This is a genomic window from Hafnia sp. HMSC23F03 (assembly GCF_001816025.1).
Taxonomy (GTDB): domain Bacteria; phylum Pseudomonadota; class Gammaproteobacteria; order Enterobacterales; family Enterobacteriaceae; genus Hafnia; species Hafnia paralvei.
Genome location: NZ_KV824216.1, coordinates 20,772 through 36,258, shown reverse-complemented (window position 1 = coordinate 36,258; position 15,487 = coordinate 20,772). Strand labels below are relative to the sequence as shown.

The 15,487-nt window shown below is 49.1% G+C and carries 15 protein-coding genes; all 15 read right to left on the bottom strand.

The genetic code is table 11. The features are described 5' to 3' along the window. Positions 1-39 precede the first annotated feature (39 nt). Positions 40-873: an ABC transporter substrate-binding protein gene (locus HMPREF3091_RS08415; protein WP_070715326.1), complete on the bottom strand. Its 834-nt coding sequence runs from the start codon at positions 871-873 to the stop codon at positions 40-42. A 421-nt stretch (positions 874-1,294) separates the two neighbouring features. Further along, entirely contained in the window at positions 1,295-2,023 is a 729-nt protein-coding gene (gene phoU, locus HMPREF3091_RS08410) for a phosphate signaling complex protein PhoU (RefSeq protein WP_004093937.1), read from the bottom strand. 14 nt (positions 2,024-2,037) lie between these two features. Then, complete coding sequence (pstB, locus tag HMPREF3091_RS08405; protein ID WP_004093921.1) at positions 2,038-2,814, bottom strand: phosphate ABC transporter ATP-binding protein PstB; 777 nt, start codon at positions 2,812-2,814, stop codon at positions 2,038-2,040. A 73-nt stretch (positions 2,815-2,887) separates the two neighbouring features. Then, positions 2,888-3,775 (bottom strand): phosphate ABC transporter permease PstA, encoded by an 888-nt coding sequence (gene pstA / locus HMPREF3091_RS08400; protein ID WP_070715325.1) that lies wholly within the window; start codon positions 3,773-3,775, stop codon positions 2,888-2,890. 1 nt (position 3,776) lies between these two features. Beyond that, on the bottom strand, positions 3,777-4,763 hold the full coding sequence (gene pstC, locus HMPREF3091_RS08395; RefSeq protein WP_004093917.1) for a phosphate ABC transporter permease PstC: 987 nt from the start codon (positions 4,761-4,763) through the stop codon (positions 3,777-3,779). 63 nt (positions 4,764-4,826) lie between these two features. After that, on the bottom strand, positions 4,827-5,864 hold the full coding sequence (gene pstS, locus HMPREF3091_RS08390; protein WP_008815710.1) for a phosphate ABC transporter substrate-binding protein PstS: 1,038 nt from the start codon (positions 5,862-5,864) through the stop codon (positions 4,827-4,829). A gap of 223 nt (positions 5,865-6,087) precedes the next feature. Next, complete coding sequence (gene glmS / locus HMPREF3091_RS08385) at positions 6,088-7,920, bottom strand: glutamine--fructose-6-phosphate transaminase (isomerizing) (RefSeq protein ID WP_070715323.1); 1,833 nt, start codon at positions 7,918-7,920, stop codon at positions 6,088-6,090. 231 nt (positions 7,921-8,151) lie between these two features. Then, entirely contained in the window at positions 8,152-9,519 is a 1,368-nt protein-coding gene (glmU, locus tag HMPREF3091_RS08380; RefSeq protein ID WP_004093914.1) for a bifunctional UDP-N-acetylglucosamine diphosphorylase/glucosamine-1-phosphate N-acetyltransferase GlmU, read from the bottom strand. Between the two features lie 273 nt (positions 9,520-9,792). Continuing rightward, on the bottom strand, positions 9,793-10,212 hold the full coding sequence (locus tag HMPREF3091_RS08375) for a F0F1 ATP synthase subunit epsilon (protein ID WP_004093913.1): 420 nt from the start codon (positions 10,210-10,212) through the stop codon (positions 9,793-9,795). 20 nt (positions 10,213-10,232) lie between these two features. After that, positions 10,233-11,612, bottom strand: coding sequence for a F0F1 ATP synthase subunit beta (gene atpD / locus HMPREF3091_RS08370; protein ID WP_004093912.1), 1,380 nt, complete (start codon positions 11,610-11,612; stop codon positions 10,233-10,235). Between the two features lie 33 nt (positions 11,613-11,645). After that, positions 11,646-12,509, bottom strand: a complete 864-nt coding sequence (gene atpG, locus HMPREF3091_RS08365) for a F0F1 ATP synthase subunit gamma (protein ID WP_004093911.1) — start codon at positions 12,507-12,509, stop codon at positions 11,646-11,648. A gap of 59 nt (positions 12,510-12,568) precedes the next feature. Beyond that, a complete protein-coding gene (gene atpA, locus HMPREF3091_RS08360; RefSeq protein ID WP_004093908.1) occupies positions 12,569-14,110 on the bottom strand; it encodes a F0F1 ATP synthase subunit alpha in 1,542 nt (513 codons plus the stop codon). Positions 14,111-14,122: 12 nt separating this feature from the next. Continuing rightward, positions 14,123-14,656 (bottom strand): F0F1 ATP synthase subunit delta, encoded by a 534-nt coding sequence (atpH, locus tag HMPREF3091_RS08355; RefSeq protein WP_004093906.1) that lies wholly within the window; start codon positions 14,654-14,656, stop codon positions 14,123-14,125. 14 nt (positions 14,657-14,670) lie between these two features. Then, entirely contained in the window at positions 14,671-15,141 is a 471-nt protein-coding gene (gene atpF, locus HMPREF3091_RS08350; protein WP_004093905.1) for a F0F1 ATP synthase subunit B, read from the bottom strand. A 65-nt stretch (positions 15,142-15,206) separates the two neighbouring features. After that, entirely contained in the window at positions 15,207-15,446 is a 240-nt protein-coding gene (gene atpE / locus HMPREF3091_RS08345) for a F0F1 ATP synthase subunit C (protein ID WP_004093904.1), read from the bottom strand. Positions 15,447-15,487: the final 41 nt, after the last annotated feature.

The following is a 15,487-nucleotide window of genomic DNA, read 5'->3' as shown; positions in this document are numbered from 1 at the left end:
ACGCCTAGACACAGCAGCGCAGCCGCACTTATTCTTTAATTATGATTTACTGGTTTCTACCGGGCCGATTTTAAAATCGCCACGCGGCTGAGCAGATTTAGTTTCTGGTCCAAACCAGCGATCGTAAATCTTCTCGGCTTGCCCATCTTTTTCCAAATCTTCCAGTGCAGTATTCACTTTATCCGTCAGACGATCTTCGCCCTTCGGCAAGCCAATACCTTGATATTCTTTGGTTATGCTAAATGGTGATATTTCAAAATCAGCTTTAGCCGCATCGGGAACATTTGCCAGCAGCCCAACTAATTTAGCGTCATCCTGAGTAATTGCCTGTACGTTACCGTTACGCAGGGCTGCGAAAGCCAGCGGGGTATCGTCGTATGAAATCACTTTTGCCGTAGGATATTTATCGCGCAGTGTAATTTCCTGCACGGTGCCTTTATCTGCGCCAATGCGCAGCTTAGCGATATCATCAGGCTGTTTCAGTACACCTTTGCGAGCAATAAATTTTTGCCCAGTACGGAAATAAGGCACGCTGAAATTCACTTCTTTGGCACGTTCTGGCGTGATAGTGAAGTTTGCAGCAATCAAATCGACTTTCTTGGACGCTAACAATGGAATTCGGTTGGCGGGATTCGTGGCGCGTAGTTCAACTTTCACCCCTAACGCTTTCCCAATAGCATCAGCAACATCGACGTCATAGCCCACCAGCTTCTTCGTTTGCGGGTCAACATAGCCAAACGGTGGATTGCTATCAAACACCGCGACACGAACCACACCTGCTTTTTGAATATCATCGAGTTTATCAGCATGAGCAAAACCAGAAACAGCGGAGAGGCTGGCCAGCAGGGAAAGTACGAGAACGCGTTGTTTCATGAAGAAGCTCCTAAAATATTTTGCCCAGAAGTATGTTTTTGCTGCTTTATTTTTTAGCGACAGGGTTAAATTACGCCCAATCAACATAGAACTGGAAATAATATTAGAGGATATGGATAGATGATTTTGTTGTAAGAGAATGAACTGTGTTGAGAAAGAACGGAGGAGCCAGGATGGAGATTGCCGTTCGTTCCGTTAAGACCAGAATGATGAAATGAGGGCACCCGCGCAGCGGGCTGTAGAGGTGGTGCCAAGCCGAGGCGTCGGAGGGCGGCAATTGAGCCCTCCGACACGGACGCGGTCATTACATAGAAAAACAATGCTTAAAAGTGGACGTAACCTGCCACGACAATTCGGCATAGACAGGCAAACGAAACCACACACAGGGGTTATATGTACGATTGGTACACTATCCCTTACATCAACTCGGCTTATTTCCATCCTTCGCCAACAGCTGATCCAATTCATCACCACCTAGGTGACGGAAATCCTGCCCTTTAACGAAGTAAAAAATGAACTCACAGATATTCTGGCAACGGTCACCAATACGCTCAATCGAACGGGCGCAGAACAGTGCGGTCAGCACGCTTGGGATGGTGCGCGTATCTTCCATCATGTACGTCATCAACTGGCGCACAATGCCTTCATATTCCTGATCGACTTTTTTATCTTCACGATAGATACGAACGGCTTCGTCCAAATCCATGCGCGCAAAGGCATCCAGCACATCATGAAGCATTTGTACGGTGTGCCGCCCTAATGACTCAAGGCTTACCAGCAGCGGTTGATGCTGGTGGGAAAATTTCTCCAACGCGGTACGACAGATTTTATCCGCAACGTCACCGATTCGTTCCAGCTCAGAGATAGTTTTGATGATAGCCATCACCAAGCGCAAATCACTGGCTGTGGGCTGGCGCTTCGCGATGATCTTCACACAGGCTTCGTCGATCGCCACTTCCATCATGTTAACTTTTTTATCACCTTCAATAACGCGCTTAGCTAGCTCACCATCTTGGTTATGCATCGCAGTAATCGCGTCTGAAAGCTGCTGTTCAACCATCCCTCCCATCGTCATAACCTGAGTACGGATGTGCTCGAGCTCGGCGTTAAACTGACCGGAGATATGTTTATTTAAGTTTAAATTATCCATGATAAGTCCCGTAATCAGCCGTAGCGGCCAGTAATATAATCTTCGGTCTGCTTTTGCGCCGGAGCGGTAAATAGGGTGTCAGTATCACTAAATTCCACCAGCTCGCCCAGATACATAAAAGCGGTATGATCCGAGCAGCGTGCTGCCTGCTGCATGTTGTGTGTCACGATCACCACGGTGTAGTCTTCTTTCAACTCAGTGATCAGTTCTTCAATTTTGCTGGTGGAGATTGGATCCAACGCCGAGCAGGGTTCATCGAGCAGCAAAACTTCTGGCCGAATGGCAATACCACGCGCGATACAGAGACGCTGTTGCTGCCCACCGGACAGGCTATAGCCGCTCTGGTGCAGTTTATCTTTTGACTCATTCCACAATGCCGCTTTTGTCAGCGCCCACTGCACTCGCTCATCCATTTCAGCGCGAGACAGCTTTTCAAACAAACGCACGCCAAAGGCAATGTTGTCGTAGATAGACATCGGGAACGGCGTAGGCTTCTGAAACACCATACCGACTTTGGCACGTAGCAGCGCAATATCCGAGTTATCGGTCAAAATATTTTGCCCATCCAGCAAGATTTCGCCTTCTGCGCGTTGCTCTGGATACAGCTGGAACATTTTGTTAAAGGTACGCAGCAGGGTAGATTTGCCACAGCCTGATGGACCGATAAACGCGGTTACCTTGTTCTTTTCGATATCCAGCGAGATATTTTTCAGCGCGTGGAACTTACCGTAGTAGAAGTTAAGATCGCGAACCTGAATTTTGCTGTTGGTCGTGTCTGTAACAATACTCATCTCTTATCTCTCTTTTTCACGGCGCCGCATTTCCCTTTGGAGCAGCCACGCCTGCAATTATTAGTGCTGTTGCTTAGCGCTTCTTCTGAGCAAAAACGACGCGCGCCAAAATATTCAGTAAAAGAACACAGAGGGTTATCAGTAATACCCCAGCCCAAGCCAGCTGTTGCCATTCGGCAAACGGGCTCATGGCAAACTTAAATATGGTGACCGGGAGGTTCGCAATCGGCTGTGACATATCGGTGCTCCAAAACTGGTTGGAGAGCGATGTAAACAGCAGCGGCGCAGTCTCACCGGCAATACGCGCAATCGCCAGTAGAACTCCCGTGATAATGCCGGAAACCGATGCTTTCAGCGTAATCGCTGAGATCATCTTCCACTTAGGTGTTCCTAGCGCATAAGCCGCTTCACGCAGGCTATCCGGCACCAGTTTAAGCATGTTCTCGGTGGTACGGATCACAATGGGGATCTGCAATAGAGCCAACGCAATCACGCCGGCCCAGCCGGAGAAGTGCTGCATTTTGGCCACCACAATGGTGTAAACGAACAACCCAACCACGATGGAAGGTGCAGACAGCAAGATGTCGTTAATAAAGCGAATAAAGTTAGCCAGCCAGCCTTTGCGTCCATACTCAGCCAGATAGATACCCGCCATAATCCCCAGCGGAGTACCAATCACCGTTGCCCATAGGATCAGCAAACCGGATCCCGCGATAGCATTAGCCAAACCACCGCCTTCGCTATTGGGTGGCGGCGTCATTTCGGTGAAGAGCGCAATGGACATGCCATCTACGCCTTTGGTTATGGTTGAGAAGAGGATCCACACCAGCCAGAATAAGCCAAATGCCATGGTTGCCATCGATAAAAACAGCGCGATGCGGTTTTTCTGGCGACGCCATGCCTGCATTTTGCGGCGTGAATTAGCCAGAGACTGTGCGTCATGCATATCAATCGTCGCCATATTAACGTCCCTCATTCTTATCAAGACGTAAAATCATCAGTTTAGACAGTGCCAGCACGATGAACGTAATGACAAACAGAATCAGCCCCAGCTCCATAAGCGCAGCGGTATGCAAGCCAGATTCAGCCTCGGCAAATTCATTTGCCAGCGCCGAAGTAATACTGTTACCAGGCATGAACAATGAAGCACTGTCTAACTGGTAGGTATTACCAATCACAAAAGTAACCGCCATGGTTTCACCCAGCGCACGACCGAGCCCTAGCATGATGCCGCCAATCACTCCATTTTTGGTGAACGGAAGCACTATGCGACTCATCACTTCCCATGTCGTACAGCCAATACCATAAGCAGACTCTTTCATCATCACCGGTGTCTGCTCAAACACATCGCGCATAACTGCAGCGATATAAGGAATGATCATAATGGCGAGGATCACACCCGCAGCCAGAATACCGATACCAAACGCAGGACCAGCAAACAGCTCACCGACAATGGGAATACCCGATAAAACGTCGCCTACTGGCGTTTGAAAATATTCGGCAAACAGAGGAGCAAATACGAACAGCCCCCACATGCCATATACAATACTTGGAATGGCTGCCAACAGCTCAATCGCCACGCCTAAAGGACGGCGCAACCAATTAGGAGCCAATTCCGTCAGAAACAGGGCGATACCAAAACTCACAGGAACCGCAATCACTAGAGCAATAATCGAGGTGACGATAGTGCCGTAAATCGGAACCAGCGCACCAAATTGTTCGGCCGGAGCGTCCCACTCTTTGGACCACAGGAAGGAAAAACCAAACTTCTGAATACTCGGCAGCGACGCGATAAACAACGAAACAATGATGCCGCCCAGCAGCAATAGGGTAATCAGTGCAGCTAGTTTAACTAGCGCACCAAAGATAACGTCACCGTTCTTGCTCGGTGGTTTTATTTTTGATTCTTTCTTGGGCAACGAAGGCTTAGATAACGGATGATCAGCCATGCGATTCTCTTCTTAAACTAGAGTTCCGCTTCCAGAACATCAGCTCTGGAAGCGGATGAAACATTAGTACAATGCTTTACCAGAACTGTCTTTTACATTGGTTTTCCAAGCAGCACGGATCTGCTCAACAACGGAGCTCGGCAGCGGAGCGTAGTCGAGAGCGCTGGCTTCTTTGCCACCGTTTTTGTATGCCCAATCAAAGAACTTCAGTACTGCTTCGCCCTGCTCTGGCTTCTGTTGCTCTTTATGCACCAGAATGAACGTCGTTGAGCTGATCGGCCATGCATTAGCACCTTTCTGGTTGGTTAGGTCTTGAGCAAAGGATTTACTCCAGTCAGCACCTTTAGCCGCATTGCTAAAGCTCTCTTCCGTTGGCAGTACTGCGTCGCCATCAGCCGAGATCAACTTGGTGTAAGCCAGTTTGCTTTGCTTAACGTAGGCATATTCCACATAACCAATAGAACCAGGCAGACGCTGAATAAACGCGGCCACGCCGTCGTTACCCTTACCGCCTAAACCGGTTGGCCAGTTAACCGTAGAACCCGCGCCAACTTTAGATTTCCAATCTGGATTTACTTTTGCCAGATAGTTGGTGAATACGTAAGAAGTACCGGAACCATCGGCACGGCGAACGACGGCAATATTGGTATCAGGCAGTTTCAGCCCCGGATTTAATTTCGTGATAGCTGGGTCATTCCACTTTTTGATGTTACCCAGATAGATATCGCCCAGCGTCTTACCGTCCAGAGTCAGTTCACCTGATTTCAAACCAGGAATATTCACTGCCAGAACCACACCACCGATCACGGTAGGGAATTGGAATAGCCCATCAGCGGCTAATTTGTCATCGGTCAGAGGCGCATCGGAAGCACCAAAATCAACGGTTTTAGCAATGATTTGCTTAACGCCGCCGGAAGAACCAATACCTTGATAGTTAACTTTATTACCAGTTTCTTTCTGGTAGGTATCAGCCCACTTGGCATAAACAGGTGCAGGGAAGGTGGCACCGGCACCGGTCAAGCTGGTAGCGGCAAATGCAGACATCGTAGTCAGAGAGCAGGTTGCAGCAACAATGGCAGCAACAGTCTTATTGGTAACCATCTTTTTAGTTACAACCAAGGAACGCATCGGCTTCATATTCCCTCCACAGGGAGTGTTATTCATCAGCTACTGTGTGAACAATCAAGTTTAAGTATGGTGCAGGAGGGAAAATAAGGCAGTTTGATGACACTAAAATGTATGGAATATGACAGTTTTGTGACAGGTGAAATATTTGTATCTGAACACGAAAGAAAAAGCCCCGCGTACGGGGCTTGTGGAATGGTTACTCTACGGTCACAGACTTCGCCAAATTTCGAGGCTGATCGACGTCAGTCCCTTTAATCAGCGCAACATGGTAGGAAAGCAACTGTAGCGGCACGGTATAGAAGATTGGCGCTATCACCTCTTCCACATGCGGTAATGAAATGATTCGCATACCTTCGCTATCGGTGAAACCGGCATCTTTATCAGCAAAGACATACAGCAAGCCACCGCGTGCGCGAACCTCTTCAATGTTGGATTTTAATTTTTCCAACAGTTCATTGTTCGGTGCAATCACTACCACTGGCATATCAGCATCAATTAACGCTAACGGCCCATGTTTCAACTCACCTGCAGCATAAGCTTCCGCGTGAATGTAAGAGATCTCTTTTAGCTTCAGAGCCCCTTCCATAGCGATGGGATACTGATCGCCACGCCCCAAGAACAGTGCATGTTGCTTGTCCATAAAATCTTCGGCGAGATCTTCAATACCTTGATCCATCGACAGCATCTGCTCAATACGTGCAGGCAGTGCTTGCAGCGCATGAACGATATCCTGTTCAACCTTTTCAGGCATCGTGTGCAAACGGCCAATACGCGCCACCAGCATCAACAGTACGGTTAGCTGAGTGGTAAAAGCTTTGGTAGAGGCAACGCCAATTTCAGTACCCGCTTTGGTCATGAGCGCTAAATCTGACTCACGAACCAGAGATGAGCTCGCCACGTTGCAGATAGCCAAAGATCCTAAATAACCAATTTCTTTCGATAAGCGCAACGCCGCCAGTGTATCTGCGGTTTCACCAGACTGGGACAGCGTAATAATGAGGCTATTTTTACGTACCGCAGATTTGCGATAGCGGAATTCAGAAGCGATCTCAACATCACAAGGCACACCGGCCAAAGATTCAAACCAGTAACGCGCGACCATTCCTGAATGGTATGAAGTACCACATGCGATAATCTGGATGTGCTCTACTTGCGCCAACAGCGTGTCTGCTTTTTCGCCTAGCTCACTCAGATCGACTTTGCCATGGCTGAAACGACCTTCCAGCGTATTTTTAATTGCTAGTGGCTGTTCATAAATCTCTTTTTGCATGTAGTGGCGATATGCGCCTTTATCACCAGCGTCGTACTGTACGTTGGATTCAATTTCGGCACGCTCGACAGCATTACCGTCTTTATCGAAAACTTTCACCGTACGGCGAGTCACTTCAGCAATATCACCCTCTTCGAGGAAGATAAAGCGGCGAGTCACTGGCAGCAACGCCAACTGATCGGAAGCAATAAAGTTTTCGCCCATACCGCAGCCGATGACCAGTGGGCTACCGGAACGTGCAGTTACGAGAACATCGGGATGACGACCATCCATTACCACAGTGCCATATGCACCGCGCAGTTGAGGGATAACGCGCTGAACCACTTCTAACAACGAACCACCTGACTGCTGTTGTTCCCAGTGCGTCAGATGAGCAATAACTTCGGTGTCAGTTTCAGAGGTGAAGTGATAGCCACGCTCAATCAATAAGGTACGCAGTGATTCGTAGTTTTCGATAATACCGTTATGCACCACGCCAATATGCTCAGAAACATGCGGGTGAGCATTTTGTTCCGTTGGTTCACCATGAGTTGCCCAACGAGTATGCGCAATGCCGGTGCCTCCGGTCATTGGACTATCAACGACGGCATCACTTAATGCCTGAACCTTTCCGACGCGGCGGATACGTTGCATATGTCCCTGATTATCTACCACCGCCAAACCCGCAGAGTCGTAACCCCGGTATTCTAAACGGCGCAGACCTTCTAACAGGATTTCTGCAATATCACGCTGCGCAACTGCGCCAACAATTCCACACATAGTGTTTGATTCCTATAACAAGAACAGCAGTTCGTTTGCTGTTCTGTCGATGTCCGTACGATCTGATTTTTTGCTCCGAGCCTGTAGAGATTGGAGCGATTCCCCTTTGGGGATATTATTTTTTACTGCTGGTTTTGTTCTGTGCCCTGAGTGATCAAGGCACAGTGCAAAACAGATTACTGAGGTAATCATCAACCGTGTCTAACGGGGATAACCTATCTTATTTGGCGATTATTTCTTTACTGGACGCTTCCAGCCTTGGATATGTGTTTGCTTCACGCGGCTTAAGACCAGCTCTTTTTCCGCTACGTCTTTAGTCACTGTGGTACCCGCAGCAATCGTGACACCGTTACCGATAGTGACAGGAGCCACCAGTTGAGTATCCGATCCAACGAACACATCGTCACCAATAATGGTCTTAAACTTATTGGCGCCATCGTAATTACAGGTAATGGTGCCAGCACCGATATTCACGTTATCGCCGATTTCAGCATCACCCAGATAGGAAAGGTGCCCTGCTTTTGAGCCTTTGCCCAAGCGTGCTTTTTTCATTTCTACGAAGTTACCAACATGCGCTTTTTCAGCCAAATCAGCGCCTGGACGCAGACGAGCAAAGGGTCCAACGGTACATTCAGCGGCTAGCGTGGCATTTTCGATGACGGTGTAAGGACTGATTTCGCAGTCATCACCAATAACGCAGTCTTTCAATACGCAACCCGTCGCAATACGTACGCGATCGCCAAGCTTAACGGTACCTTCGATAATCACGTTGGTATCAATAGAAATATCACGCCCATGGATAAGCTCGCCGCGCAGGTCAAAACGAGATGGGTCAAGCAGCATAACACCCGCTAATAGCAGTTTCTGAGCTTGTTCGGACTGATATTCGCGCTCAAGTGCTGACAGTTGTAGACGGTTATTAACCCCCTCAACTTCGCTTAAACGATCGGGATGGACAGCCTCGATTTTGTTTCCTTCCTGATGCGCTAGGGCAATGATATCTGTGATGTAGTATTCACCCTGCGCATTATTGTTATCCAGTTTGCCCAGCCAACGTTTCAGATCGCGTCCGCTGGCCACCAAAATTCCGGTGTTGATTTCATTGATTTTGTGCTGCTCAGCCGTGGCATCTTTATGCTCCACAATGCCAACAACATTGTCATTCTCACGCACGATACGACCATAGCCAGTAGGATCAACGAGCTTAACGGTAAGAAGACCAATTCCACCTTGCGGTTTAGCGGCTAACAAACGTTGCAGTGTTTCCCCTGAAATCAGAGGCACATCGCCATACAGCATCAAAACATCTTCGTCGTCAGAGAAGTGAGGAGCGGCCTGCTGCATCGCATGACCAGTACCCAACTGTTCTGCCTGTAACACCCAATTTAGCGGCTGGTCTGACAGTTTTTCTTTGAGCAGATCTCCACCGTGACCGTAAACCAGATGCACGTTCTGTGCACCCAACTTAAGGGCCGTATCGATAACATGCTGAACCATTGGCTTTCCAGCCAGCGGATGAAGCACTTTAGGAAGATCGGAATACATTCGAGTCCCCTTGCCAGCAGCAAGGATGACGACGCTTAAAGAACTGTTAGACATAAGCAACCTGATTCATTCAAATTGATGGGCAAAGTAAACCTGTTTGATAACAGAATTACTACATATTTCTCAGCACAAAACTTTCGCAAGCCGCGCCGGCTGCGGAATAGACACATAATAAATAACAGAGCGCAGAATGGGAAAATATGTCTGCGAACAGAGACAAATAATAGGTTAATTGCACAACGTTTAGGCGGGTTTTGCTCTGGGGAAAGTCTTATTTTCAGAATAAAAAAAAGCGGCCTTTCAGCCGCTTTTCTATTTGGAGTCTGCTTACATCGCTTTCTTGGTCAATTCGATAACGCGAAGTTTCGCGATCGCTTTGGACAATTCCGCTGATGCCTGAGCATAGTCAACATCGCCGTGCGAGTTATTGATGTGTTCTTCCGCTTTACGCTTAGATTCCATCGCTCGCGCCTCGTCGAGGTCTTGACCACGAATGGCGGTATCAGCCAACACAGTTACCGAGCTCGGTTGTACCTCAAGGATACCGCCGGACAGGTAGATGAACTCTTCTTCACCGTGCTGTTTAACAATACGCACCATGCCAGGCTTAATGGCAGTAAGCAGCGGGGCGTGACCAGGGAATACCCCTAGCTCACCTTCACTACCTGTCACCTGGATTTTTTGCACCAGCCCAGAGAACATTTTTTGCTCTGCGCTGACAACGTCCAGATGGTAAGTCATAGCCATATCAACCTCCTCTCAAGGCGTTACAGTTTCTTGGCTTTTTCCACTGCTTCTTCAATGGTGCCAACCATGTAGAACGCCTGTTCTGGCAGATGATCGTAATCACCATCCAGAATGCCTTTGAAACCACGGATGGTATCTTTCAGCGAGACGAACTTGCCCGGAGAACCGGTAAAGACTTCAGCAACGAAGAATGGCTGAGACAGGAAACGTTGGATTTTACGCGCACGAGCAACGACCAGTTTGTCGTCTTCGGACAGTTCGTCCATACCCAAAATCGCGATGATATCTTTCAGTTCCTGGTAGCGCTGCAGAATAGACTGCACGCCACGAGCCACGTCGTAGTGTTCCTGACCCACAACCAGTGGATCCAGCTGACGGCTGGTGGAATCCAGCGGGTCAACGGCTGGGTAGATACCCAGAGAAGCGATCTGACGGCTCAGTACCACGGTTGCGTCCAAGTGAGCAAAGGTGGTTGCTGGTGATGGGTCAGTCAAGTCATCCGCAGGTACGTAAACGGCCTGAACAGAAGTGATTGAACCGGTTTTCGTAGAGGTGATACGTTCTTGCAGAACGCCCATCTCTTCCGCCAGCGTTGGCTGATAACCTACCGCTGAAGGCATACGACCCAGCAGTGCTGATACTTCAGTACCGGCCAAGGTATAACGGTAAATGTTATCGATGAACAGCAGTACGTCGCGACCTTCGTCACGGAACTTCTCAGCCATAGTCAGGCCGGTCAGCGCAACGCGCAGACGGTTTCCTGGTGGCTCGTTCATCTGGCCATAAACCAGTGATACTTTATCCAATACGTTGGAGTCGGTCATTTCGTGGTAGAAGTCGTTACCCTCACGAGTACGCTCACCCACACCGGCAAATACAGAGTAACCTGAGTGCTCGATTGCGATGTTACGAATCAGCTCCATCATGTTTACTGTTTTACCAACACCCGCACCACCGAACAGACCGACTTTACCGCCCTTAGCGAACGGGCAAATCAGGTCCATTACTTTGATACCGGTTTCCAGCAGTTCTTGCGAGTTAGACAGTTCTTCGTAGCTTGGAGCTTCACGGTGAATAGCCCAGCGATCTTCTTCGCCGATATCACCCTTCATATCAATTGGCTCACCCAGTACGTTCATAATACGACCCAAGGTCGCCTTACCTACTGGGACTTCAATCGGGTGCTCCAGGTCAACAACGTCCAGTCCGCGACGCAGACCGTCAGAAGTACCCATAGCGATACAGCGTACAACGCCGCCGCCTAGCTGCTGCTGAACTTCCAGTACCAATTTGGCACCGCCTTTCACCTCAAGTGCGTTATACACTTTAGGCACGGCATCTTGCGGGAACTCGACGTCCACCACAGCGCCGATAACCTGGATAATCTTTCCAGTAGCCATCTTGAATCCTCTACGTAATTCGTAAAACCTAGCTTAAACCGCGGAGGCTCCACCGACGATCTCGGTGAGCTCTTGGGTAATGCTGGCCTGACGAGCTTTGTTGTATACCAACTGCAGCTCTTTGATCAGGCTACCGCCGTTATCAGTTGCGGCTTTCATCGCAACCATTCGAGCGGCCTGCTCACTGGCCAGGTTTTCCACGACGCCCTGATAAACCTGAGATTCCACATAACGACGCAGCAAGGTATCCAGCAGCGCCTTAGGATCGGGTTCGTACAGGTAATCCCATGATTTCTTCTTCAACTCGCCATCATCAGACGGTGGCAGAGGCAACAACTGAAGGATTTGAGGTTCCTGAGACATGGTATTGATGAACTTGTTGCTCACCACATACAATTTGTCCAGACGCCCTTCATCATAAGCCTGCAACATCACTTTTACCGGCCCAATCAATTCAGACAGGGAAGGGTGATCACCCATACCGGTTACCTGTGCAACGATATTGCCGCCCACAGAACCAAAGAAAGATGCCGCTTTAGAACCAATCAGCGCGAGATCAACTTCAACGCCTTTTTCGCTCCAGCTTTTCATATCCGTCAGCAGTTTTTTGAACAGGTTAATGTTCAAGCCACCACACAGACCACGGTCGGTAGAAACCACCAGATACCCAACGCGCTTAATGTCGCGCTCTTCCAGGTACGGGTGTTTATATTCCAGATTCCCAAGAGCAAGGTGACCAATCACTTTGCGCATGGTTTCTGCATAAGGACGGCTGGCCGCCATGCGATCCTGCGTTTTACGCATTTTGGAGGCGGCGACCATTTCCATCGCTTTAGTGATCTTTTGCGTATTTTGGACGCTTGCGATCTTACTACGTATCTCTTTTGCGCCGGCCATCTCTGCTTCTCCTCAAGACCTTACGGCCTGACAGCGTTTACCATCAGGCCGTAACGGTATTACCAGGACTGGGTTGCCTTGAAGGTATCGAGGATGCCTTTCAGCTTGCCCTCGATCTCATCGTTGTAAGCACCAGTTTGGTTGATTTGTTGCATCAGGTCAGCGTGCTCGCGTTCAACATAAGCCATCAGGGCAGCTTCAAAGCTACCAATCTTAGCCAGTTCAACGTCTTCCAGATAACCACGTTCAGCTGCAAACAGAACCAGAGACTGTTCTGCAACCGACATCGGTGCATACTGTTTCTGCTTCAGTAACTCGGTCACTTTCTGACCGTGGTTCAGCTGTTTACGGGTTGCATCATCCAAATCGGAAGCGAACTGAGAGAACGCAGCCAGTTCACGATACTGTGCCAGAGCAGTACGAATACCACCGGACAGTTTTTTCATGATCTTGGTCTGAGCAGCACCACCAACACGGGATACAGAGATACCCGGGTTAACCGCAGGACGAATACCGGCGTTAAACAGGTTGGATTCCAGGAAGATCTGACCATCGGTAATGGAAATTACGTTGGTCGGAACGAACGCGGAAACGTCACCCGCCTGAGTTTCAATGATCGGCAGAGCCGTCAATGAACCGGTAGCGCCTTTCACTTCACCCTTGGTGTAAGCTTCTACGTACTCGGCGTTAACACGCGCAGCACGTTCCAGCAGACGGGAGTGGAGATAGAAGACGTCGCCTGGGAATGCTTCACGTCCTGGTGGACGACGGAGCAGCAGGGAAATCTGACGGTAAGCAACCGCTTGTTTAGACAGGTCATCATAAATGATGAGAGCGTCTTCACCACGGTCACGGAAGTATTCACCCATCGCACAACCAGCATATGGAGCCAGATATTGCAGCGCCGCAGACTCAGAAGCAGATGCAACAACAACAATGGTGTTTGCCAGTGCGCCGTGCTCTTCCAGTTTACGAACTACGTTTGCGATAGTAGAAGCTTTCTGACCGATAGCGACATAAATACATTTGATGCCGGAATCACGCTGGTTAATGATGGCGTCAACAGCCAGAGCGGTTTTACCGGTCTGACGGTCACCGATCACCAGTTCACGCTGACCACGACCGATTGGAATCATGGCATCAACGGACTTATAACCAGTCTGTACAGGCTGATCAACGGATTGACGTTCGATAACGCCAGGTGCGATAGCTTCAACGGCAGAGAAGCCGTCGTTGTCTACAGGACCTTTACCATCGATAGGTTCACCCAAGGTGTTAACCACGCGACCCAACAGGCCACGACCAACCGGAACTTCCAGAATACGGCCAGTACACTTAACTTTCATGCCTTCGGCTAAGTCAGCGTATGGACCCATAACTACCGCACCTACGGAGTCGCGCTCCAAGTTCAGTGCGATAGCGTAGCGGTTGCCTGGCAGCGCGATCATCTCACCCTGCATAACATCCGCTAGCCCATGAACACGGATAATACCGTCGCTCACGGACACAATAGTACCTTCATTGTGAGCTTCGCTCACCACATTGAACTGAGCAATGCGCTGCTTGATCAGTTCGCTGATTTCGGTGGAATTCAGTTGCATGCTCCAGTCCCCTTAAGACTGCAAGACGTCTGCCAAGCGTTCCAGACGACTGCGAATACTGCCGTCGATCACTAGGTCGCCAGCGCGAATAACCACGCCAGCCATGACAGACTTATCAATTTTGCAATTCAGCTTCACTTTACGTGACAGACGTTTTTCCATCGCGGCACTGATTTTATTCAGTTGTTCTTCGCTTAAAGTTGATGCTGAAGTGACTTCCACGTCAACCGTGGCCTCCAAGGCATCGCGCAGCGTATTAAATTGCTGCAGTACTTCAGGAAGAACTAATAAACGTCCGTTCTCAGCCATCACTTTAATAAAGTTCTGGCCGGATTCGTCGAGCTGATCACCACACAATTCAATGAACAAGTTTGATAACGTTTCTGGCGCTAAAGCTCCAGAAAGCATTTCAGCCACGTTCTCGTTGCGGGTCACCTCAGCGCAGAACGCCAGCATTTGCTGCCAACGATCAACGTTCTGGTGCTCAACGGCAAAGTCAAAAGCTGCTTTGGCGTAGGGGCGAGCTACCGTGATAAATTCAGACATCAGCCCCTCCCTCCTTACAGTTCAGCGACCAGTTTATCAACGATGTCGCTGTTAGCAGCTTCATCCACGGAACGTTCGATAATTTTCTCGGCACCAGCAATAGCCAACGTAGCGACTTGCTTACGCAGCTCTTCACGAGCGCGTTTACGTTCTGCGTCGATTTCAGCCTGCGCCTGCGCCACAATTTTATTACGTTCCTGCTCAGCTTCTACTTTAGCTTCGTCGATGATTTGAGCTTTGCGTTTGTTCGCTTGTTCAATAATCACCTGAGCGTCGGCTTTAGCTTTTTTCAGCTGGTCGGTCGCATTGGCTTGAGCTAAGTCCAAATCTTTCTTCGCACGTTCTGCACTAGAGAGACCGTCAGCAATTTCTTTTTGACGTTTCTCGATGGCATCCATAATTGGAGGCCATACATACTTCATGCAGAACCATACGAACAAAATGAACGCGATGGCCTGGCCGAGGATTGTTGCGTTAAGATTCACAGCACAATGCCTCTTAAATAGTTAATTGGTATGTGTTTCTTTACGGTAGAAGAGCCGAGGCTCTTTTACGCGACAGCAAACATGACGTACAGACCCAGACCAACAGCGATCATTGGGATAGCATCCACCAGACCCATAACGATAAAGAACTGTGTACGCAGCAGAGGAATCAGGTCAGGTTGGCGTGCAGCGCCTTCCAGGAATTTACCACCCAGGATGCCGATACCGATCGCAGCACCGATTGCCGCTAAACCCATCATCACAGCGGCAGCCATGTACAGCAGATCCATACTCAGGTTTTCCATGACAGTCTCCAGTTTGTTTCAGTTTAAACGCAGTAGTGTTA